We start from the raw sequence: 25685 nt of genomic DNA, 5'->3' as shown, positions 1-25685 counted from the left end.
TCATTGCTCATGATCGACCGAACTCCTCGTCAAGCAGATCCAATAGTTCGCTGCCGGAATGCTCGGCAAGGTCATCGTCGAATTCCTCGTCCTGCCATCGATCGCCGAAGTGCGACCGGAGGCGGTCGCCGATACCGAGCAGTGCGGTAGCGGCAGCGGGGTCGTCACCGGCCGCGGCGAGAGCCTGTTCGACCATCGCCTCCAGCCGGGCGATATCGACGGGTGCGGAAACGGCGGCCGGTGGGGCCGCAGGTGACGCCGAGATCAGCTGTTCGTGCAGATATCGGGACAGTTCGACCGGGGTCGGGTAGTCGAACACCATCGTCGAGGACAACCGCAGACCGGTGCTCTTCGACAGCCGGTTGCGCATTTCTACACCGGCCAGCGAATCGAAGCCGAGCTCGTCGAATCCCTTGTCGGCCCGAATATCCCCCGCCGAGGAATGCCCCAGTACCGCGGCAGCCTGCTCGAGGACCAGGTCCAGAACCGCGCGATCCCGCTTGGCCTCCGGTAGCCGATCCAGTACCAGACCCTGCGATGGTCTTTCCTCCGCGGCGGCGGACCGAGAAGGCAGGGCGATTTTTCGCAGGACCGGGGGAACCGTTGCCATATGTGCTTCCCGCCGAAGCGCATTGACGTCGAGGCGGAACGGCATGAGCGCGGATACGCCCGCCGGGGTCGATCCGATCCCCACGGCGGTATCGAACAGCCGAAGGCCGTCCGCCGGCGCCAGTGGATGCACGCCGAGGCGGGCCATGCGTGCGGCACCCACGTGATCCAGGGTGGCGCCCATACCGCCCGATCCGGCCGCGGTGGGCTCCCACAGACCCCAGGCCAGCGCCACAGCGGGCAGCCCTTCGGCGCTGCGCCGCGCGGCCAACGTGTCCAGGAAGCTGTTGGCGGCAACGTAATTGGCCTGTCCCGCAGCGCCGATGACAGCGGCCATCGACGAGAACAGCACGAAGGCCGAGAGATCAGCGTTCCGCGTCGACTCGTGCAGATTCCATGCCGCGTCGACCTTCGGCGCGAGCACGCGGTCCAGCTGTTCGACGGTGAGCGTCGCGATCGTCGCATCATCGAGCACACCCGCGGTATGAACCACGGCCGTCAACGGCTGTTCGGCCGGTATCGAATCGAGCAGTGCCCGCAACGCGGACCGGTCCGCGACATCGCAGGCCGCGATGCGCGCGTTCGCTCCGAGCTCGCACAGGTGCGTCGCCAATTCCGTTGCGCCTGTGGCTCGCTCGCCACTTCGGGACACCAGGAGCAGGTGCCGGACACCGTGCTCGGCAACCAGGTGACGGGCCACCATCGCGCCCAGACCACCGGTACCCCCGGTAATCAGCACGGTGCCGGAGCCGAATGCCGGTCTCGCGCCGGCCATCACCTCCGAGTGCCGCAGCCGCGGCACCAACATCGTGTCCGCGCGAACGGCCACCTGCGGCTCGTCGGCCGCCAGTGCCGACAACACGGTGTCGACCGACAGCGGAACGGACGTGGACTGCTGGTCGAGCAAGACGATCCGGCCGGGATACTCGGACTGCGCACTGCGAACCAGGCCCGCCACCGTGGCCGCCGCGAGATCCGGTGTCTCGCCGGGCAGCCCGAGGCCGTTGTGGGTGACGACGACCAACCGCGACCGCTCCGACGGATCCTTGTCCAGCCACCCCTGCAGCAGGTGTAATGCCGACCGGGCCCGCTCATGTGCGGCGGCGGTGACATCCTCGTTTCGCGCTGCCGCGTCCGACCACACCAGCACAGCGGGCATCGCACGATCCGATATCAGACTGTCGAGGTCCGGATAGTGTTCCCGCACACCGGCAATCGAAGCCGACCCCAGTGCGATGACCTCGTCGGTCACCTGGACGTCGGGTGCCGGGTGAACCTCCGCCCATTCCATTTCGTACACCCCGGCGTCACCGGCGAGCGGGCGGCGGAACTGGGTGACGTCATAGGGGCGCATCACGATCTCGTCGAAGGAGACCACCGGGTTGCCGTCGCCGTCCACCGCCGCCACGGCGAGCACGTCCTCACCTTTCGCCACGGCGATCACCCGCAACGGACCCGGCCTGCGGACATCGTGGAATCGGGCGCCGCCCCACCGGAACAGCAGCATGCCGCGGCTCGGGTCCGAGCTGGGCTCCGGCCACACCAGACGGGCCATCCCCGCATGCGCGATAACGTCGATCAAGCCCGGATGCAGCAGGAAACCGTCCGATTCGACGGCCGGATCCAGCGCAACCTCGCTGAACACGGCGTCGCCACGCTGCCACGCGCGTTCGATGCCGCGGAAGGAGCGACCGTATTCGAGTCCCGACACGGCTTCGATATGCGCGGGTACCCATTCCGGGTCGATCGGGTCCGCATCCGACGGCGGCCACGGCTGCGCCCGAAGACGTTCCAGCAGCGGCTCCGCCGCCGGCCGGTCACCGGTCAGAATGCCGCTGGCGTTGCGTACCCACTCTCCCTCACCGACGCGGTAGTGCACCGTGCAGTGCCTGCGGCCCGTGTCGTCGGCCTGGTCGACAAGCACCTGCAGATCGATGTCGGCGCCGTCCTCGGGCGGGAAGATCGGGGCCTCCAGCGTGAGCTCGTCCACCCCGGCGCAGCCGAACCGCGGTCCCGCCGCACACAACATCTCCACCAGCGTCGTACTCGACACGACCATCACGCCGTAGCTCATGTGATCCGCGAGCCACGGATGGGTCCGGCGCGAGAGCCGCCCGGTGAGCATCCATTCGTCCTTGCCCGCGACCTGCACCACACCGGTCAGCACCGGGTGATCCGATACTCCCGGCGACACCCCACCGGCAACCGGTTGCAGCCAGTACCGCCGATGCTGGAATGCATAGGTGGGCAACGGCACCCGCGATACCGAACGATCCGCATACAGCGGCGTCCAATCCACAACGGCACCCGCCACATGCGCTTGTGCCAATGCGGACACGAGTTGCAACGGCTCGCCGACTGAACGCCGGGCAACCGCGACCACCGTCGATGCGGCCTCCACGTCCGGAATCTCGGCGAGACACTGCCGGGCCATCGCGGACAACACGGCATCCGGCCCGATCTCCACGAACCGCCGCACCCCGGCCTCGGCCACGGTGGCGATCCCGGGCGCGAACCGCACACAACCGCGCACCTGCTCGACCCAGTAACACGGGTCGGTCACCTCGGCACCGGCCACGGCGCCGCTGATGTTCGACACGATGGGGATCCTCGGCGGGTGGTAGGTCACACTGTCGGCCACCATCCGGAACTCGGTGAGCACGGGATCCATTCGCGCCGAATGGAATGCGTGGCTCACCCGCAGCCGGTTGGTCTTGCGTCCGCGTCCGGTGAGTACACGCTCGATCGCGTCGATGGCGTCCGCGTCTCCGGACAGCACCACCGACGACGGGCCGTTGACCGCCGCGATCGAGACCCTGCTGCTGTATCCGGCGACGATATCCGTCGCGTCGGTCTCCGTGATGGCCACTGCCAGCATCGCTCCCCCCTCGGGCAGAGCTCCCATCAACCGACCGCGGGCAGCCACCAGACGGCAAGCATCGGGCAGCGACCACACCCCCGCCACATACGCGGCGGCCAGCTCACCGATCGAGTGCCCGATGAGCATGTCCGCGGCGATACCGAACGACTCCAGCAACCGCGACAGCGCCACCTCGAACGCAAACAACGCGGGCTGGGTGAATTCGGTGCGGTGCAGCAGTCCCTCGGTGTCATCGAACATCACCGCGAGCAGCCCGGGCGCGGAATCCGCTCCCGGATCACGCGTCAGGAGAGCATCGAATTGGGCACACACCTCGTCCAGAACCTGCGCGAACACCGGGAACGCCGCATAGAGGTCCTTACCCATCCCCACACGCTGCGCACCCTGTCCCGTGAACAGCCACGCGGTCTTCCCCGTCGCCGCGACGCCCTCGACCGCACCGGAAGACACCTTGCCCGCCGCCAGATCCGCCAGACCGGAAAGGACCTCGTCGCGCCCCGTCCCGACGACCGCACCCCGGAATTCCATATGGGAGCGGAAGGCGCTCAGCGAGAATGCGACATCGGCGATCTCTCGCTCGGGTCCGGCCACCAACCACTGCAGCAGCCGATCCGCCTGCGCCCGCAACCCTGCCTCGGATTTGGCCGATACCAGCAACGGCAACGGCACGTCTGCCGGAGTTCCGTTGGGTGCCATCAGGATTCGTTGCGGCGGCGCTTCCTCCAGGATCGCATGCGCATTGGTGCCGCTGACACCGAACGACGAAACGCCCGCGCGGCGAACACGCCCGTTGCGCGGCCACCGCTGCGGCTCGGTCAGCAACTCCACACCGCCGGCCGACCAATCCACATGCGGGCTGGGCACATCCACGTGCAGCGTCATCGGCAGAGTCTCGTTCCGCAACGCCTGCACCATCTTGATCACTCCGGCCACGCCTGCGGCGGCCGAGGTGTGCCCGATATTCGACTTCAGCGAGCCGATCCGCAGCGGCGCTCCCGGCCGATCCTGACCGTAGGCGGCGATCAATGCCTGCGCCTCCATCGGATCACCCAGTGTCGTCCCGGTGCCGTGCGCCTCCACCGCGTCGATGTCGGCGGGCCGCAACCCCGCGTTGGCCAGGGCCGCCGCGATCACCCGCTCCTGCGACGGCCCATTCGGCGCGGACAGACCGTTCGACGCGCCGTCCTGATTGATCGCCGTCCCCCGCACGACGGCAAGAACGTTGTGGCCCAGGCGGCGAGCATCCGACAGCCGTTCCAGCACCAGCATTCCGACGCCCTCGGAGAACGCGACACCATCGGCCGCGGCGGAAAACGATTTGCACCGCCCGTCCGGGGACAGACCACGCTGCCGAGCGAAATCGACGGAGAGATAGGGATCGGCGTAGATCGTCGCGCCGCCCGACAATGCCAGCGATGCCTCACCCTGCCGCAGCGCCTGACAGGCCAGATGCAGCGACACCAACGACGACGAACACGCCGTATCCACTGTGACCGACGGCCCTTCCAGGCCGAACACATACGACAGCCGGCCCGAGATCACGCTGCCCTGGGCTCCGGTGAGCCGATAGCCCTCGAACTCGGGGGTCACCCGATTGAAATAACCCGAGAAGCACGCACCCACGAATACCCCGGCATCGGTGCCACGCAGCGAAGCCGGATCGATCCCGGCATCCTCCAGGGCCTCCCACGATGCCTCGAGCAACTGCCGCTGCTGCGGGTCCATCGCCGTCGCTTCCCGCGGGCCGATCCCGAAGAATCCGGCGTCGAAATCCGCTGCGTCGTCGAGGAATCCGGCGCGGCGGGCGTATACGGTCCCGGGTTTGTCCGGATCCTCGTCGAACAAACGGTCCAGATCCCAGCCGCGGTCCGATGGGTACGCACTGGTCGCATCGATCCCCGCGGCCACCAGATCCCACAGTTCGTCCGGCGATTTCACCCCACCCGGGAACCGGCATCCCATGCCCACGATCGCGATCGGCTCATCCGCCGATGTTCGGCGCGCGACCTTCTTGCCCGGTCCGCCCGTCGTCTTCGGCTCGTGCCTCGACAGTATGTGTTTCGCCACCGCGGCGGGAGTCGGATGATCGAACACCAGGGTCGACGCCAACCGCAACCCCGTGACCTTGGCCAACCGGTTGCGGAACTCCACCGCACCCAGCGAATCGAAACCGATCTCGTCGAAAGGTTGATCGGGCCGGATATCGGCCGCCGAATCGTGCCCCAGCACGGCCGCGGCCTGCCCCAGCACCATCTCCAGCACCACGTCGCGGCGCTGCGCGTGCGGCACCCGCGCCAACCGCTCCCCCAGCGAACCCGCCGTGAAACTCGCCTCCGACCGGCTCACGGCCGGCAGCGGACGCCGCGCGAACCCGCTCAGCACCGCGGGGATCCCCACGGGATCCGAGACGCGCCGCAGCACACTCGGGTCGAACCGCAGCGGAGCCAGCCGCCCATCGTCGCTCGCGACCGCGAGAGCGGCATCGAAAAGGCGCACACCGTCGGCATTCTCGAGTTGCCCGAGCCCCCACCGGCCCAACCGCGCCAACGCCGCACCGTCCACCTCGCCGGCCATCCCGCTGCCGGAGTGCCACGGTCCCCACGCCAGCGATATGGCGGGCAAGCCCGCGGCTCGACGCAGGCCGACCAGGCCATCCAGGAATCCGTTCGCCGCGGCGTAATTGCCCTGTCCGGCCGAACCCAGCACTCCCGTGATCGAGGAGAACACCACGAATGCCGACAGATCTCGGCCGCGCGTCCACTCGTCCAGGTACCACGCTCCGTCGACCTTCGGCGCCAGCACCCGATCCACCTGCTCGGCGGTCAGCGATTGGAGGGTGCCATCGTCGACAACCCCGGCCATATGCACCACGGCGGTCACCCCACCATCGGAGTCCATGGCGTCCAACAGGTTCCGCACTGCGTCACGATCGGTGACGTCGCAGGCCACGACGCGCGCGTCGGCGCCGGCCCGCGCCAATTCGGTGACCAGCTCGTCCGCGCCGGGTGCCTGCGGGCCGCGCCGGGAGGTCAGCACCAGCCTGCGCACACCGTGCTCGGTGACCAGGTGCCGGGCGAACTCTGCGCCCAGTCCACCTGTGCCACCGGTGATCAGCACCGTCCCCGCACCCGACCACGGCGACAGGGGATTATCTTTGCGAACCTCGGTGTCGGTGCGGGTCAGCCGGGGAACCAGAATCCTGGTGTCGCGCACCGCGACCTGCGGCTCACCCGAGGCCAGCACGGCCGCGATCCGATCGGCGTCCACCGCTTCGGCCGGGTCTTCGTCGAGGAGTATGAACCGCCCCGGATTCTCCGTCTGTGCGCTGCGGACCAACCCCCACACCGCGGCGGCTGCCACATCCACGGCAGCGTCCTCGCCGGGAAGACCGACACCACCCGTGGTCACCACCAGCAGCGAGGCATCCGACAGGCGTTCTTCGGCAAGCCATGTCCCGAGCACGGCCAGTGTGCTGTGCACCCGTGCCCGCACCACACCCGGATCGTCGACGACCTCTCCGGCGATCGCCGGACGCCAGACGACGATATCCGGAACATGTTCCGCGGCAACGATATCGGCAATGGATCTGTGTGATGCCGCGATTCCCGGCACCACCGTGTCCGCGAGGACTGCCGACGCCGGCATAGAGCCTGGGACCGGAGGCGGGGCCGTGCTCTTCCAGCCCACCCGATACAGACCGGCGTCCTGATCATCGGACAGACCGCGCCGGAACTCCTCGACGTCGTACGGACGCAGCAGCACCGAATCAACCGATACGATCGGCCTGCCCTCCGGATCGACTGCCGCGACCGACACCGTATCCGCGCCGGTCTTCTCCGAGATGATCCGCAGGGCTGTCACTTCCGCGGGCATCGGCCGGTGCAGACGCGCACCGCCCCACCGGAACAGCAGCCAACCGGTATTCGGATCGGACTCCGCGAAACGAAATATGGATTGCGAGAGTCCGGCATGCATCACCAGCTCCAATAGCGCCGGATGCAGGTCGTGGCGACCGGATTCCGATACCGCGTCGGTATTCAGCGTCGCCTCGGAAAAGACCGTGTCGCCACGCTGCCACACCGCATTCACACCGATGAACGCCGGACCGTAGTGCAGCCCGGTATCTTTCGCGATCTGCTCGGCAAGTGCCACCCGGTCGACATCGACGAGTTCGGCATCGGTCGGCGGCCACGCCTGCTCACCGAGCCGGGATACCAAGTCCGAGTCGCCATTCCACCGTGGCGCGAGGAATCCGGTCGCATTGCGCACCCATTCGTCGCTGGACGGCCTGCGGTAGAAGAACTCGAACGAACGCCGCCCGGACTCGTCCGCGGCCGCGACCAAGACCTGCACTTCGATCTCGTCATCACCGGGACGGATCGGCGCCTGCACGATGATCTCCTCGACCACCTCGCAATCGATCCGCCCGCCGGCGGCGAGCAGGAATTCGAGCAGCAACACGCCCGGAACCACCACAACACCATGGGCCATGTGATCGGCGATCCACGGATGCGTACGCACCGAGAACCGGCCGGTGAACAGCCACTCGTCGGTCCCGGCCACGCCGACCACACCGGTCAGGATCGGATGATCCGCCGACGCCGCCGCATCGGCACTGGGCTGCAACCAGAACCGGCGACGCTGAAATCCGTAGGTCGGCAAAGCGACCCGGCGCACCGCTCGCCCCGCGAACAGCGGCGCCCATTCCACCCGCGCACCCGCGACGTGGATCTGCGCCAGTGCGGTGACGAACTGCGACACCTCGTCGACGGATCGGCGCGCCGCCGCCACGATCCGCGACACCGATTCGACCTCGGCATTCTCGGCCACGGTCGCACGCGTCATCGCCGCCAGCACCGCATCCGGGCCCACCTCCACGAATCGTCGCGCACCCGCCGAGACGAGGGTGTCCACTCCCGGAGCGAACCGCACACACCCCCGCACCTGCCGAACCCAATACTCCGGATCGGTCACCGCGTCCCCGGCGAGCTCTCCGGTTTCGTTCGACACGATCGCGAGGCGCGGCGATCGATACGCGATACTTCGTGCCACCGAACGGAATTCGGCCAGCATCGGCTCCATGAGGGCGGAGTGGAAAGCGTGGGAAACGTCGAGCCGGTTGGTCCTGACGCCGGTACCCGACAACGCGGACTCGATCGCATCGATGGCCTCCAGGTCCCCGGACAACACTGCCGAGGAGGGGGCGTTCACGGCCGCGATCGAGACTCTTCCGGCGTGCTCGGCGATCAGTTCGGCGGCCCGCTCCTCCCCGACGGCGACGGCGAGCATCGCGCCGCCTTCGGGCAGCGCGCCCATCAGCCTGCCGCGCGCGGCGACCAGAGCGCAGGCGTCTTGCAACGACCACACCCCGGCCACATACGCGGCGACCAGTTCACCGATGGAATGCCCGAGCAGCACATCCGGGGCGATACCGAAGGATTCGAGTAGCCGGAACATCGCCACCTCGAAGGCGAACAACGCCGGCTGGGTGTTTTCGGTGCGCGCCAGCACCTCGGCGGAGTCGCCGAACATCAGGTCTTTCAGCCGCCGTCCCGACGCGAGGTCGAACTGGGCGCACACCTCGTCCAACGCCGCCGCGAACACCGGAAAGGCCGTGTACAGGCTCTTGCCCATACCCGCGCGCTGAGCGCCCTGGCCGGTGAACAGGAAAGCGGTTGTGCCCGCACCCGTGCGGCCTTGGATCGCACCGGGCGACCCGGCCGCGAGATCGGCCAAACCGGCGAGCAGTTCCTCCCGGTCACGCGCCACCGCCACACCGCGCCAGTCCAGCAGCGCCCGGGAGGTCGCCAGCGAATGCGCCACATCCCAGGCATCCGCATCGGGGTCGTCGAGCAACCACTGTCGCAGCCGGTTCGCCTGGGTTCGCAGCGCTGCCTCGGATTTGGCCGAGATCATCAGCGCGACGACATCCGACGCCACGGGCTCGGCCGTGACGACCTGCTCGGATTCACCTGCCGACTCGGCGGCCTCCGGATCGGCAGGGGCTTCCTCCAGGATCACGTGAGCGTTGGTGCCGCTAATTCCGAACGACGACACACCCGCACGCCGCACCTGCCCGCTCGCGGGCCACGGCTCGGCCTCCGTCAGCAACCGCATCGTGCCCGCGGACCAATCCACATGCGGCGTGGGCGCATCCACATGCAGCGTCTTCGGCAGCACACCGTGGCGCATCGCTTCGACCATCTTGATCACACCGGCGACACCCGCGGCGGCATTGGTATGACCGATATTCGACTTGAGCGACCCCAAACGCAGCGGCCCACGCTCACCCCGCGCACCGTAGACCGACATCAGTGCACCCGCCTCGATCGGATCACCCAGCTTGGTGCCCGTCCCGTGCGCCTCCACCACGTCCACATCCGACGGTGCCAGGCCCGCATTCGCCAGCGCCGCCGCGATCACCCGTTCCTGCGCCGGACCGTTCGGCGCGGTCAGCCCCTTGCTCGCACCGTCCTGGTTGATCGCCGTCCCGCGCACCAGCGCGAGCACGTCGTGGCCCAATCGCCGTGCGTCCGAGAGCCGTTCGACGACCAGGATCCCGAGCCCCTCCGAGAGACCGGTCCCGTCCGCGGTTGCCGCGAACGCCTTGCACCGCGCATCCGCCGACAGCGCTCGCTGACGCGCGAAGGCGATCAGATGGGACGGGTCCGACATCACGGTCACACCGCTGACCAGAGCCAGCGACGTCTCGCCCCGCCGCAGCGCCTGGCACGCCAGATGCAATGCCACCAGCGACGACGAGCACGCGGTGTCCACGGACAACGCGGGGCCCTTGAAACCGAACACGTAGGAGACCCGGCCGGACAGCACACAGCTCGACACGCCCAGAACGGCATGACCTTCGGCTTCCGCCGTCAGCGCCGGGGAGCCGATGCGAGGGCCGTAGTTCTGGTGGAAGACACCGGCGAAGACGCCGGTGTCGCTGCCTCGCAACGACTTCGGGTCGATGCCCGCATCCTCGAGAGCTTCCCAGGAAGCCTCCAGCGTCAGACGCTGTTGTGGATCCATCGACGCGGCCTCGCGTGGGCCGATCCCGAAGAAGCCCGCATCGAATTCGGGCGCCGAATGGATGAACCCGCCCTCGCGCGTATAGATCGTCCCGGGCACACCGGGATCGGGGTCGAAGAGTGTGTCCAGATCCCACCCGCGGTCGACGGGAAAGCCGCCGACCGCGTCGGCACCGGAGGCCACCAGATCCCACAACTGCGCGGGGGATTCCACGCCGCCGGGAAAGCGGCAGCTCATCCCGACGATCGCGATCGGCTCGCGCGCACCCTCTTCCAATTCCTGGATGCGCTTGTTGGCGGTTCGCAGGTCCCCGGTGACTTTGCGCAGATACTGGGTGAGCTTTTCCTCGTTGCTCATGAGCGACCGAACTCCTCATCAATCAGAGCGAACAGCTCGTCGGGGGAATGTGTGGCGAGGTCGGCGTGTTCGTCCTCACCGCCGCGCCACCTCCCGCCCAGGTGGGACCGAAGCCGGTCGCCGATACCGAGCAGTGCGGTGACCGTGGCGTCGTCGTCTCCCGCCGCGGCCAGGACCCGATCGACCATCGCCGCCAGATGGGCGATGTCGTCGGATGTGGTGTCGGCCGCATCCGGCGAGACGGCCACCGCCGGGGCCAATCGCTCGTACAGATAACCGGCCAGTTCGGGGGCGGTCGGGTAGTCGAAGACGAGCGTCACCGGAATCTGGAGGCCGGTGGCTTTCGACAGCCGGTTGCGAAGCTCCACACCCGACAGCGAGTCGAGCCCGATCTCGTCGAATCCCCTGTCCGGCTCGATATCTGCGGCCGACGAGTAGCCCAGTACGGCCGCCACCTGTTCGAGAACGAAGTCCACGACGGCCTGCTCCCGTTCGGCTTCCGGTATCAGGCCCAGCTCCAAGCCGCGCGAGCGCTTGTCGCTCACCGTATTCCGCTCCGAATGTCGCACCAGACCCCGCAATATCGCGGGGACCGGGTCGGGCAGCGCGGTCCGGTCGAACCGCGCGGCAACCAGCGCGGACTCCTGATCCACCAGTGCCGCGTCGAACAGCGCCAGCCCGTCCTGTTCGCCCAGCGCGACGATTCCCTCCCGCCGCAACCGGGCCAGGTCGGCCTCGCGTAGAGCATCGGTCAGCCCGCTGCGCTGTTGCCACAGACCCCATGCCACCGACGTCGCGGGCAGACCGCTCAGGTGCCGGTGGTGTGCCAGCGCATCCAGGAAGACGTTGGCGGCGGCGTAATTCGCTTGTCCCCGAGTGCCGATCACGCCCGCGACCGAGGAATAGAGCACGAACTGCGACAGATCCAGATTCTCGGTCGCCTCGTGCAGATTCCATGCCGCGTCGACCTTCGGGCGCAGCGTCGTCGCGAGCTGCTGCGGTGTCATGTCGGCGAGCAGACCGTCGGCCAGCGCACCCGCCGTGTGGACGACGCCGGTGAGCGGGTGCTCCGGTGCAATACTCGCCAGCAGCTTGTCGAGCGCCTCCCGGTCGGCCACATCGCAGGCGACCACGTCCACCTGTGCGCCCAGCGCCGTCAATTCCTCCGCCAGGCCGGGGGCACCGTCGGCGGCGGGACCGCGCCTGCTCGCGAGCACCAGCCGCCGCACACCGTGCTCGACGACGAGATGGCGGGCCGCCATCGCACCCAGAACACCGGTACCGCCGGTGATCAGCACGGTGCCCTCGGGGCGCAGCGGGGTCGGAATGGTGAGCACGTTGCGGCCGATATGCTTGCCCTCGCCCACGAACCGGAACGCCTCCGGCGCCTGCCGCAGATCCCATCCGGTGATCGCAGGCGGTGCCAGTACCCCCGTATCGATCAATTCGACCAGGGCACTCATGATCTCGCGCAATCGATCGAGCCCGATCTCGTCGAGATGGAAGTAGCGGTAGTGCACGCCCGGGTGCTGCTCGGCGACCTTGCCGGGATCGCGCCGATCGGTCGCCACCATCTCGAGGAAGCGGCCACCGCGCGGCAGCAATCTCAGTGAGGCGTCGACGAATTCGCCTTCCAGCGAATCGAGCACGATGTCTGCACCACTGCCGCCGGTGACCTCGAGGAACTTCCGCTCGAAGTCGAGGGTGCGCGAGTCACCGATGACCGCATCGTCGAATCCCATGCCGCGCAGCACATCCCATTTGGAACGGTCGGCGGTGACCAGCAGCCGCAGACCGAGATGACGCGCCAGTTGCACAGCGGCCGTGCCGACACCGCCGGTGGCGACATGCAACAGCAACGTCTCCCCCGGCCGGGCGTCGGCGAGATCGACGAGGCTGTAGTACGCGGTAATGAACACCACAGGCACGGCGGCCGCCTGTGCGAACGACCATCCCCGCGGTATCGGAGCCAGCCGCCTGCGGTCGGTCACAACGACCGAACCGATGCCCTCGATCATCCCGAAAACCCGGTCGCCGATGGCGAATTCGGTGACGTCCGGCGCCACCTCCAGCACCACGCCCGCACCTTCCATGCCGATGGTGGCGTCCGGGTTCGGATACATACCCAAGGTGATCAGTGCGTCCCGGAAGTTGACGCCCGAGGCGCGCAGACTCACCCGAACCTGACCGGGCCCGAGCTCCTGCACGGCAGTGCGGGTGTCGACCAGAGCGAAGTTGTCACCGGTCAAAGAGCCCTTGCCGAGCTGACGCAACGCCCACGCCGGGGCCCGCAGCGCGTCACCGCCTCCCACCACGTCGCCGCGGTCGGATGTCAGCCGCGGCACGTAGGGAACGCCGGCGCGCACCGCGACCTGGGGCTCGTCCGCCGAGGCCAAGGCCGTGGCAACGGCATCGCGACAGTCGTCCCAGCGGTCCACGTCCACAACGGTGATCCGGTCGGGATGCTCGTTCTGTCCGCTGCGCAGCAGGCCCCAGACCGCCGCGGCGACGAGATCCACGGGCTCGCCCGCGGCCGTCGCGACCGCACCTCGGGTGACCACGACGATGCGCTGATCCTGGGCAAGCAGCTCCTTGCCGCGCGCCACGACCTCGGCCAGCCGACTCTGCACCGCATCGGGCACGTCCGTGTCCGCTGCCGCCGTGGCGCCGCTTACGAGACCATCGAGTCGAATCACGGTCGCGGGCCGGCCGTCCACGGTCACCGTCTCGCCGTCGTCCGTGCTCGCCCACCGCGTGGCCGCGGCCACGTCGTCCGGATTCGGCGCGGGCAACGGAACCCAACGCAGATGGTAGGTACCGTCCGGCGCCGCCGCGCCCACCGCGCCGATCTGGATCGGACGCAGAGTCAACGCCGCGATCTCGGCGATCGGTGCGCCCTGAGAGTCGGTGAGCGTGAGGGTGATTCGCTGGTCCTGCGGGTCGGTCCCGGCCGGCGCCACTCGAACCCGGGCCGATGCGGCACCGACCGCGTCTACGGTCACGTTCTCCCACGAATAGGGCACGAGGATCTCACCGGGCGCGGCAGGCGCAGTCATCCCACCGAGGCCGATCGTGTGCAGTGCCGCGTCGAGCAGTGCCGGATGCATCCCGAACCGATCCGCCGACTGTGCCTGCTCCGGCAGCGCGACCTCCGCGAAGAGTTCGTCGCCACGGCGCCACAAAGCGGTCAGCCCCTGGAACATCGCCCCGTAGTCGTAGCCGCGCTCGGCCAACTCGGCGTACGCATCGCCGATGTGTACCGGCAGCGCTCCGACGGGCGGCCAGCTCGCCGCATCGGCCCCGATCGGTTCGGGAGCCGAAAGCTGCGAGGCGACAACGGTTCCCGTGGCATGGCGTACCCATTCCGAGCGCGGTGCGCCGGACGATCCCGTGCCGTCCTGGTCTGATTCGCCGTCGCTCTGCGGGCGCGAATACACCGATACGGCTCGTGCTCCCGCATCATCAGGTGCGGCCGCCATCACCCGCAGTTCAACGGCGCCATCGGCCGGTAGGACCAGTGGCGCGGCCACGACCAGCTCGGCCAACCGGGGACAGCCGACCATCGTCCCGGCATGCAACGCCAATTCGACGAAGGCCGTCCCCGGCAGCAGGGCCGCTCCGTTGATCGCGTGATCGGCCAGCCACGGGTGATCCGCCAGCGACAGGCGCCCGGTCAAGACCACCGCTTCAGAGTCCGGCATCCAGACCGCCGCACCCAGCAGCGGATGCTTCGCCTCGCCCAGCCCCGACTGGTACACATCCCGGGAGGCGCTCGGCTGCAACCAGTACCGCTTGTGTTGGAAGGCGTACGTCGGCAGAGCCACCCGAGCGACGGGTCGGAGCGTACCGAGCGCCCGTGTCACGACCGGAGCCAACGCGTCGGCCGCCACGTCGACGCCGGCACAGTAGGCCTGCGCCAACGCGGTGGTGACCTGCAGCGGATCGCCCTGATCACGCTTCAGCGTGCTCAGCACGGCCACCCGATCGGCCAGACCCAGCTCTCCCGCCGTCGCCTCGATCCCCATCGTCAGCACCGGATGCGGGCTCACCTCGATAAAGGCATTCGTCCCCGCACGCTGCAACGCCGCCACCGACTCCGCGAACCTGACCTGTTCACGCAGCCCCCGATACCAATACCCGGCATCCAAGGTCGCCGTGTCCACGTAATCGCCGGATACCGTCGAGAAGAACGGCACCGAACCCGATACCGGCACAATCGATTCCAGCTCCGCCAGCACCCGATCGCGAACGGCCTCCACCGCCGCCGAATGCGAGGCGTAATCCACCGGAATCCGCTTGGCCCACACACCATCGGCCGCACACCCCGCCAGGAATTCCTCGAGAGCCGCCACTTCACCGGAAACCACGATCTGGCCCGGACCGTTGACCGCTGCCACCGATAGCCGGCCGCCGAAACCCGCCAACCGCTCGGCAACCACCTCGGCGGCCGCGCTCACCGAGGCCATACCGCCGTGACCCGCAAGGTCTTGTGCCACAACGAGAGAACGAAGCGCCACGATGCGCGCGCCATCAGACAGCGACAGCCCGCCCGCGACCACAGCCGCCGCGATCTCACCCTGCGAATGCCCCACCACCACCGACGGCTCCACACCCGCCGCACGCCACACCCGCGCCAACGACACCATCACCGCAAACAACACCGGCTGAACAACATCCACCCGATCCAACGACCCAGCCCCAGCCTCACCCCGCAACACCGCAGTCAAAGACCAACCCACAAACGGCGCCAACGCCGCCTCACACTCCACCACCGACTCCGCAAACACCCCACCCCCAGCCAACAACCCCGCACCCATCCCCACCCACTGACTCCCCTGCCCCGGAAAAACAAACGCCACCCGACGCGGCACCACACGACCCGACACCACCGCAGCCTCTCCCGAGATCTGCGCCACCGGATCGGCCAGCGCGGCCAACCCCGCCATCAATCCGCCGCGATCGCGACCGACAACCGCACCCCGCCACTCCAGCTGCGACCGGTGACGCAGCAATGAATGCGCCACATCCGCCGCGTCGGTATCCGGGTGCGCGCGCAACCACTGCTCGAGCCGAACAGCCTGCTGCCGCAATGCCTCCGGACTCACCGCCGACAACATCCACGACATGGCATCCGAATCGGCTGGACCCGAATCTTGTGCGGCAATGGGAGATTCGGCGCGGGTCGGGAGCGGCGCCTCCTCCAGGATGGCGTGGGCATTGGTGCCGCTGACACCGAACGACGACACGCCCGCGCGACGAGCACGCCCGTTGCGCGGCCACGGCCGCGACTCGGTCAGCAACTCCACCTCGCCGGCCGACCAGTCCACCTTCGGGCTCGGCTCGTCCACGTGCAGGGTTTTCGGCAGCGTCTCGTGCCGCAACGCCAGCACCATCTTCATGACACCGCCCACACCCGCCGCGGCCGTGGTGTGCCCGATATTCGACTTCAACGACCCGAGCCACAGCGGCCCACTCGATCGCCCCTGCCCGTAGGTTCCGATCAGGGCCTGCGCCTCGATCGGATCACCCAGCGGCGTTCCCGTCCCGTGTGCTTCCACCGCATCGATATCGGCCGGCTCCAGCCCCGCGTTCGCCAACGCCGTGGTGATCACCCGCTCCTGCGAAGGACCATTCGGCGCCGACAAACCGTTACTCGCCCCGTCCTGGTTGATCGCGCTGCCCCGGACCACCGCCAGCACGGGGTGACCCGCGCGCTGCGCGTCCGACAGGCGCTCGAGCACGAGCATGCCGACGCCCTCGGAGAATGCCGTGCCGTCTGCCGTGGCAGCGAACGACTTGCAACGACCCTCACGCGATATGCCGCGCTGCCTTGCGAAATCGATGGAGAGATAGGGATCGGCGTAGATGGTCGCACCGCCCGTCAAGGCCAGCGAGGTCTCCCCCTGCCGCAGCGCCTGACAGGCCAGATGCAAGGCGACCAGCGACGAGGAGCACGCGGTGTCCACGGTGACCGAAGGTCCTTCGATACCGAAGACATACGACAGCCGTCCCGACGTCACACTGCCCTGCGTGCCGGTGAGCCGATGGCCCTCGAACTCGGGGGTTACCCGGTTGAAATAGCCCGAGTAGCACGCGCCCACGAACACGCCGGCATCGGTGCCGCGCAACGCGACCGGGTCGATTCCCGCGTTTTCCAATGCCTCCCAGGACGATTCGAGCAAATGACGCTGCTGCGGGTCCATCGCCGATGCCTCGCGCGGACTGATTCCGAAGAAGCCGGCATCGAAATCACCGGCGCCGTCGAGGAATCCGGCACGACGGCTGTACACGGTGCCCGGCTTGTCCGGGTCCTCGTCGAACAGCCGCTCCAGATCCCATCCGCGATCCGACGGGTACTCACTGGTCGCGTCGATTCCCCCGGCGAGAAGGTCCCATAACTCATCCGGCGACGTCACACCGCCGGGGAACCGGCAGCCCATCCCCACGATGGCAATCGGCTCGTCGGTCCGGGTCCGGCGGGCCACCTTCTTCGCCGGTTCGCTCGCGGCTTTCGGCTCCACCTTCGACAACACCAGCTTCGCCACCGCCGCCGGGGTCGGATAGTCGAACACCAGAGTCGACGGCAGCTGAATACCGGTGGCCTTGTTCAGCCGGTTCCGGAATTCCACGCCACCCAGCGAATCGAAGCCGATCTCGTCGAAGCGCCGATCGGGCCGGATATCGGCCGCCGAATCATGTCCCAGCACCGCCGCCGCCTGCGCCAGCACCACCTCCGACACCACGTCGGCACGCCGGGCCTCGGGCACCTGGGCCAACCGCTCGGCCAGCGCACCGGCCGCGGGCTTTCCCGCAGCCTTCGCCGGGCGCATCGAACGCGGTACGAAACCGCGCAAAACGGCCGGAACCGCATCGGGATCCGACACGCGCCGCAATACGGTCGGGTCGAACCGGATCGCGGCCGGACGCTCCTGCGAACCGGCGACCGCTTCGTCGAACAACCGCACGCCCTCGGCATCACCGAGCCGGCCCAGCCCCAGCCGCTCCCATCGTGCGAGTGCGGTGCTGTCCAGTTCCCCGGTCATGCCGCTGCTGGCGTTCCACGGCCCCCATGCCAGCGACACCGCAGCCGATCCCGCCGCGCGGCGCCGCTGCACCAGACCGTCCAGGAAAGCGTTGGCCGCGGCGTAATTGCCCTGCCCGGCCGAACCCAGCACCCCGGCCATCGACGAGAAGACCACGAACGCCGACATATCGCGGTCACGAGTCAGCTCGTCCAGATACCACGCCCCGTGCACCTTCGGCGCCAGCACCCGGTCCACCTGTTCACTGGTCAGCGACTCCACGGTGCCGTCGTCGATGACCCCCGCCGTATGCACCACAGCGGTCACACCGCCGTCGGAATCCATGGCGTCCAACAGGTTTCGCACCGCGTCACGGTCGCCGACATCACACGCGACCACGCGGGCATCGGCGCCCGCCCGGCCCAGTTCGGCGACGAGCTCGGACGCCCCCGGCGCCTCGGGGCCCCGCCGCGACGACAGCACCAGCCTGCGCACGCCGTGTTCGGCGACCAGGTGCCGGGCGAACAACGCACCGAGACCACCGGTACCACCGGTGATCAAGACCGCGCCGTCGCCGAAAGCCGGCGCCGCGCCGGTGTCGCGCACCTCGTCGGCCTTCGATGTCCGGGTGAGCCTGGGCACCAGAACTCCCGCACCCCGCAACGCGGCCTGCGGCTCACCCGAGGCCAGCACTGCCGCGACCCGGTCGGCGCCCGACCGCTCGGCCGGATCCTCGTCGAGGAGAACGAACCGCCCCGGATTCTCCGACTGCGCACTGCGGACCAACCCCCACGCCGCGGCCGCCACCACATCCGGCACCTCGCCGGGCAGCCCCGCCCCACCCGTGGTGAGCAGCACCATCCGGACATCGGACAGTCGCTCCTCGGCAAGCCAGGATTTCACCGTGGACAGCGTGCTGTGCACCCCGGCCCGCACCGCTGCCGGACCATCCGCCGTCTGTTCCGGGACGCGCCACACCACGACTTCCGGAAGCTGTTCCGCCGCAACGAGTTCAGCGACGGAAGCGAATGACACGCCGATCCCCGGTACCGTCGAACCCGCGAGCACGGCCATCGACGGCGCCGGCGATCCGGCCGACGCAGCCGTGGCAGGCTCCCAGTGCACCTGGTACAGACCGGCCGCGCCCTCGGACAAGCCGCGCCGGAATTCCTTGGCGTCGTTGCGACGCATCATGACGGCGTCGATCGACAGGATCGGATTGCCGTTCGTATCGACGGCCGCGACGGCGATGGTGTTCACTCCGGCTTTCACCGCCATGACCCGCAGCTCCGTCACCTCCGTGGGCACCGGCGCGTGAAAACGCGCACCGCCCCACTGGAACAGCAACCACCCGGAATCGGGGTCGGGCTCCGCGGCCCGGAAAACCAAGCGGGACAGCCCGGCATGCACGACCAGTTCCATCAAGGCCGGATGCACACCGTGCCCGGACTCCGGTGCCGCGTCGGTGTCCAGCACGACCTCCGAGAAGACCGTGTCGCCACGCTGCCATACCGCCGGCACACCGACGAACGCCGGACCGTACTCGAGTCCGGTGTCCTCGGTGATCTGCGCCGGAAGCGTCAGCCGATCCACGTCCACGCGTTCGGCATCGGCCGGTGGCCACTCCTGGTCCCGTAGCTGCGACACCAACGCCGAATCGTCGGCCGGCTTCGCCGCGAACACGCCCGTGGCGTTGCGCACCCATTCCTCACCGGAGGCATTCCGATAGAAGAATTCGAACGAACGCCGCCCGGACTCATCGACCGACTGCACCAGCACCTGCACATCGACCGCGTCCGCACCGGGCCGGATCGGCGCCTGCACCATGACTTCCTCGACCACCTCGCAGCCGATCCCGCGACCGGCGGCGAGCAGGAACTCGAGCAACAGCACGCCCGGCACCACCACGACGCCGTAGGCCATGTGGTCGGCGATCCATGGATGCGTGCGCAACGAGAACCGGCCGGTGAACAACCATTCGTCGGTATCGGCGAGCTCGGTCACACCCGTCAGAATCGGATGACCTCCAGAGTCGCCTGCTGCCGCTTCGATAGGCTGCAGCCAGTACCGCCGATGCTGGAAGGCGTAGCTGGGCAACGAAACCCGCTGTGCACCGCGACCGGCCGACAGCGGGCGCAAGTCCACACTCATACCTGCCACATGGGCCTGCGCCAGCGCGGACACGAATTGCGTCGGCTCGTCGGCCGCACGCCGGGCCGCGGCGACCACCGTCGATGTGGCCTCTACATCCGGGATCTCGGCCAGGCACTGTCGAGTCATCGCGGACAACACGGCATCGGGGCCGATCTCCACGAAGCGCCGCACCCCGGTCGCTACCGCGGTCTCGATACCCGGTGCGAACCGGACACAGCCACGCACCTGGTCGACCCAGTAACCCGGATCGGTCACCTCGGCGCCGGCCAGGGCACCCGACACATTCGACACGATCGGAACGGACGGCTCGTGATAGGTCAATCCCATTGCCACACTGCGGAATTCATCGAGCATCGGCTCGATCAACGCCGAGTGGAACGCATGACTGACCCGCAACCGGGAGGTCTTGACTCCCTCGCCGGCCAGCTTGTCCTCGATCTCGGCTATCGCCGCGGCGTCACCGGACAGCACCACCGACGACGGACCGTTCACCGCGCCCATCGATACCCGGCCCTGGAACTCGGTCAGCATCCCGGCTGCCCGATCCTCGGGTACCGCCACCGCGAGCATCGCCCCGCCCTCGGGCAGCGCGCCCATCAGCCGCCCGCGTGCCACCACCAGGGCGCACGCATCCGCCAGCGACCACACCCCCGTCACACAGGCGGCCACCAACTCGCCGATCGAATGCCCGATCAGCACATCCGGCGCCATACCGAAGGACTCCACCAACCGGAACAGCGCCACCTCGAAGGCGAACAGCGCGGGCTGGGTGAACTCCGTGAGGTCCAGCAGCGCCGCGTTCTCCTCATCGAACATCAGGTCTTTCAGCGACCGGCCGAGCAGCGGATCGATCTGGGCGCACACCTCGTCCAATGCCGACGCGAACACCGGAAACGCGCCGTACAACTGCGCGCCCATCCCGGCTCGCTGCGCACCCTGACCGGTGAACAGGAACGCCGTCTTCCCCGGGATGACCTGCCCCTCGAGGACCGACGACGACGCCTCGCCCGAGGCGAGAGCGGCGAGACCGGCCAGCACCTGTTCCCGGTCGCGGCCCACGACCGCGCCGCGCCGATCGAAGTGTCCGCGTGTCTCGACCGAGGAATACGCGATATCGGCGACACCGGCATCGGGCCGGTCGATCATCCACTGCCGCAGCCGATCCGCCTGCGCGCGCAACGCCTCGTCGGACTTGGCCGACACCAGCACAGCAACCACATCGGTCGCCACCGCGGCGGCGTCTTCGTCCGGCGACGGCACGACCGCCGGCGCTTCCTCGAGAATCACATGCGCGTTGGTGCCACTGATCCCGAACGACGACACACCCGCACGCCGCACCCGATCGGAGACGGGCCATGGCTCGGCCTCGGTCAGCAATCGCACCGACCCTGCCGACCAATCCACGTGCGGCGTCGGCGCATCCACATGCAGCGTTCGCGGCAGAGTTTCGTGCCGCAGGGCGGCCACCATCTTGATGACACCACCGATACCGGCCGCGGCGACCGCGTGACCGATATTCGACTTCACCGACCCGATCCGCAAGGGCTCCGACCGGTCCTGCCCGTAGGTGGCGATCAATGCCTGCGCCTCGATCGGATCACCCAATGCCGTTCCGGTGCCATGGGCTTCGACCGCGTCCACATCCGATGCCCGGAGCCCGGCATTGGCCAGCGCCTGCGCGATCACACGCTCCTGCGATGGACCGTTCGGCGCGGTCAGGCCATTGCTCGCACCGTCCTGATTGATCGCGCTGCCGCGCACCACGCCGAGAATGTCGTGCCCCAGCCGCTGTGCGTCCGACAGCCGCTCGACCACGAGCACCCCGACGCCCTCGGACCACGTCACGCCGTCGGCCGCGGCGGCGAACGCCTTGGATCGCCCATCCGGCGCCAGCCCCCGCTGTCGCGCGAAATCCACGTACAGACTCGGACTCGCCGACACACTCACACCGCCCGCCAGCGCCAGCGATGCTTCCCCCTGACGCAACGCCTGGCACGCCAGGTGCAATGCGACCAGCGACGACGAACACGCGGTATCGACCGTGACCGCCGGGCCTTGCAGACCGAAAACATAAGAGACACGGCCGGATACCACGCTGTGTGATGTCCCGGTCAGCCGGAAACCTTCGTATTCACCGACGACCCCGGGCGAGTACCCCGACGAGCAGGTGCCGACGTAGACGCCGGTATCGCTGCCGCGCAGCGACGCGGGGTCGATACCCGCGTCCTCGAGCGCCTCCCAGGAGACCTCCAGCATCAACCGCTGCTGCGGATCCATCGCCGCCGCCTCACGCGGGCCCACGCCGAAGAAGCTCGCATCGAAACCGCCGGCGTCATCGATGAAGCCGCCCTCCCGGGTGTACACGGTCCCCGGCTTATCCGGGTCCGCATCGAACAACTGCTCCAGATCCCAGCCCCGATCCGATGGGAACGGCGCGATCACGTCCCGTCCCGCCGCGACGAGTTCCCAGAGATCCTCGGCCGATCCGACACCACCCGGGAACCGGCAGCCGATACCGACGATGGCGATCGGCTCATCGGAGACGGCCCGGTGAGTCACACGGGGCACATCGGGATCGATCCCTTCCAGATGTGCACGCACCAGCCGCGCCACCGCCATCGGCGTCGGGTGGTCGAAGATCAGGGTCGCGGGCAACGGCACACCGGTGGCCGATGCCAGGTTGCTCCGAAGCTGTTGTCCGCTCACCGAATCGAACCCGGCGGCGGTGAACGGCAGATCTGGTGCGACGGCATCGGCCGAATCATGGCCGAGCACCGCCGCGGCCTGTTCGGCCACGACCTCGAGCACGAGCGCGTCGCGGTCACGCTCGGCCGCGGCGAACAACCGCGGCGCCAGCGGGCCCTCCACCACGGCACGCCTGCTTCGAACCGGGGACGCGGTGCGCTGCGGAGCCGGAAGCGGCTCCACGCCATCCAGCGTCCAGCACTGCCGCCGCTGGAACGCATACGTCGGCAGTTCCACCCGCTGTGCCGGTGGGGCCAGCAGTTCCGGTGCCACATCGATACCCACGCAGTAGGCATGCGCCAAGGCCGCGGCGAACTGCTGTCGGCCGCCGTGGTCGCGCCGCAGCGTGCCGACGACCGCGACCCGGTCCGCCAGCCCCATCGAATCCGCCGTCAGCTCGATCGCCGTCGACACCACAGGATGCGGGCTCGTCTCCACGAACGCATTCGTCCCCGAGTCCAGTAACGTCTCGATCGCGTCGGCGAAGCGCACCTGCTCACGCAGCCCCCGATACCAGTACCCGGCGTCCAACTCGGCGGTGTCCATGAAATCCGCTGTCACAGTCGAGAAGAACGGCACCGAACCCGATACCGGCACAATCGATTCCAGCTCCGCCAGCACCCGATCGCGAACGGCCTCCACCGCCGCCGAATGCGAGGCGTAATCCACCGGAATCCGCTTGGCCCACACACCATCGGCCGCACACCCCGCCAGAAACTCGTCCAACGCCGCGGCCTCACCCGACACCACAACCTGGCCGGGACCATTGACCGCCGCGACCGACAACCGGCCCCCGAAACCCGACAACCGCTGGGCAACCACCTCCGCCGTAGAACCGATCGACGCCATACCACCCGAACCCGCCAGCACCTCGGCGACGGCACGCGACCGCACCGCCACGATGCGCGCGCCATCAGACAGCGACAGCCCGCCCGCGACCACAGCCGCCGCGATCTCACCCTGCGAATGCCCCACCACCACCGACGGCTCCACACCCGCCGCACGCCACACCCGCGCCAACGACACCATCACCGCAAACAACACCGGCTGAACAACATCCACCCGATCCAACGACCCAGCCCCAGCCTCACCCCGCAACACCGCAGTCAAAGACCAACCCACAAACGGCGCCAACGCCGCCTCACACTCCACCACCGACTCCGCAAACACCCCACCCCCAGCCAACAACCCCGCACCCATCCCCACCCACTGACTCCCCTGCCCCGGAAAAACAAACGCCACCCGACGCGGCACCACACGACCCGACACCACCGCAGCCTCTCCCGAGATCTGCGCCACCGGATCGGCCAGCGCGGCCAACCCCGCCATCAATCCGTCGCGATCACGACCGACAACCGCACCCCGCCACTCCAACGCCGTGCGCGAATGGATGAGCGAATACGCCACATCGGCGGCATCACCGGCCGGATGTCCGGCCAGCCACTCCTGCAATCGAACAGCCTGCTGCCGCAACGCTTCCGGGCTCTGACCGGACAACACCCAGGTCACCGGGCGGTCGGCAGCGGCCACACCCGCATCACCCGTGACCGGCGCCGGCGCCTCCTGCAGAATCACATGTGCGTTCGTGCCACCCATTCCGAACGACGACACGCCCGCCCGGCGCTGTGCCGCGCCCGGCCAGTGCTCCGTCGCGGTCTGCACCCGCAATCGCAGCGCTTCGAGTGGAATCTGCGGATTGGCGGTGTGAAAGTTCAAGCTGGGCGCCAGTTCCCGATGCCGCAGGCTCAGCACGGTCTTGATCAGGCCGGCGATCCCGGCGGCACCCTCCAGATGCCCGATATTCGTCTTGACCGAACCGACGGCCAGCGGTGCGCTCCCGGACCGCCCGCGGCCATAGATCTCGCCGAGGGCCCGCGCTTCCACCGGATCGCCCGCGGGTGTACCGGTTCCGTGCAGCTCCACATAATCCACCGACGCGGGTTCCACATCGGCGGCCGCCAGCGCGGCCCTGATCACCGCGGTCTGCGCGGACATACTGGGCGCACTCAGCACTTGACGCTCGTTGCCGCTGTTGATAGCACTGCCGCGGATCACCGCGTAGATCCGGTCACCATCGGCGACCGCGCGCGCCAGCGGCTTGAGTACGACGATGCCGCCGCCTTCGCCGCGAACCGTGCCGTCCGCGCGTTCATCGAAGGTGTAGCACCGTCCCGACGGTGAGTGCGCGCCGAACTGCTCGTAGCGCTCACCACCCAGCGGCGACAGGATGAGATTCAGCCCGCCCGCCAAGGCCACATCACACTCGCCGCCGCGCACCGATTCACACGCCAGGTGCACCGCGACCAGCGACGAGGACTGCCCGCTGTCCACCACGATGCTCGGACCGGTGAACCCGTAGTAATTCGAAATCCGGTTGGCGGCGACGCCGCGCCCGACGCCCGACAACGAATGCCTGCCGACGCCGGGCTTACCCCTCGACGCCTCGATTTCGGCGAAATCGGTTCCGGTGCTGCCCAGGAACACTCCCGCGCGGGCACCGTCGCGATCGCGGTAGCCCGCGTCTTCGAGGGCCTCCCAGCTCAGCTCGAGACCGAGCATCTGCTGCGGATCGATCGCACGCGCCTCATTCGGCGCCACCCCGAAGAAGTCGGCGTCGAATTCCGATGCCGAAGCCAGGAATCCGGCCTTCTCCTCGATTCGCGGGCGGTCTGCGGGAGCGGAGCCGATAGCCTCGCGCCCATCGCGCAGCAACCGCCAGAAGCTCTCGAGATCGGAAGCGCCGGGCATCCGGCACGACATTCCGACAATGGCGATCTCATTCGCGTCGACCATGATTCCTCTATCTCGCCTTATTCGATTCCAAGCATGTGTTTTTCGCGATCACGCGGTTCATCGGTTGCCCACGACGTCGCTCGCGATCGAGTGGA

Annotated in this window: 2 protein-coding genes; both read right to left on the bottom strand. The window is 68.4% G+C overall.

Features of this window, described 5'->3' with window-relative positions:
• Positions 1-7 precede the first annotated feature (7 nt).
• Positions 8-10876 (bottom strand): type I polyketide synthase, encoded by a 10869-nt coding sequence (locus tag ACQPYR_RS18175; protein WP_433633695.1) that lies wholly within the window; start codon positions 10874-10876, stop codon positions 8-10.
• Positions 10873-25590 (bottom strand): SDR family NAD(P)-dependent oxidoreductase, encoded by a 14718-nt coding sequence (locus ACQPYR_RS18170; RefSeq protein ID WP_433633693.1) that lies wholly within the window; start codon positions 25588-25590, stop codon positions 10873-10875. Before ACQPYR_RS18170 ends, ACQPYR_RS18175 begins: the two co-directional genes overlap by 4 nt.
• Positions 25591-25685: the final 95 nt, after the last annotated feature.

Source organism: Nocardia sp. CA-120079, assembly GCF_050955745.1.
Taxonomy (GTDB): domain Bacteria; phylum Actinomycetota; class Actinomycetes; order Mycobacteriales; family Mycobacteriaceae; genus Nocardia.
Note: the sequence above shows the minus strand (reverse complement) of the source record. Positions and strands in the feature narration are given on the sequence as shown.

Coding starts and splice junctions, on each gene's coding strand:
- ACQPYR_RS18175 (WP_433633695.1), bottom strand. CDS start 10,876: ATGAGCAACGAGGAAAAGCTCACCCAGTATCTGCGCAAAGTCACCGGG.
- ACQPYR_RS18170 (WP_433633693.1), bottom strand. CDS start 25,590: ATGGTCGACGCGAATGAGATCGCCATTGTCGGAATGTCGTGCCGGATG.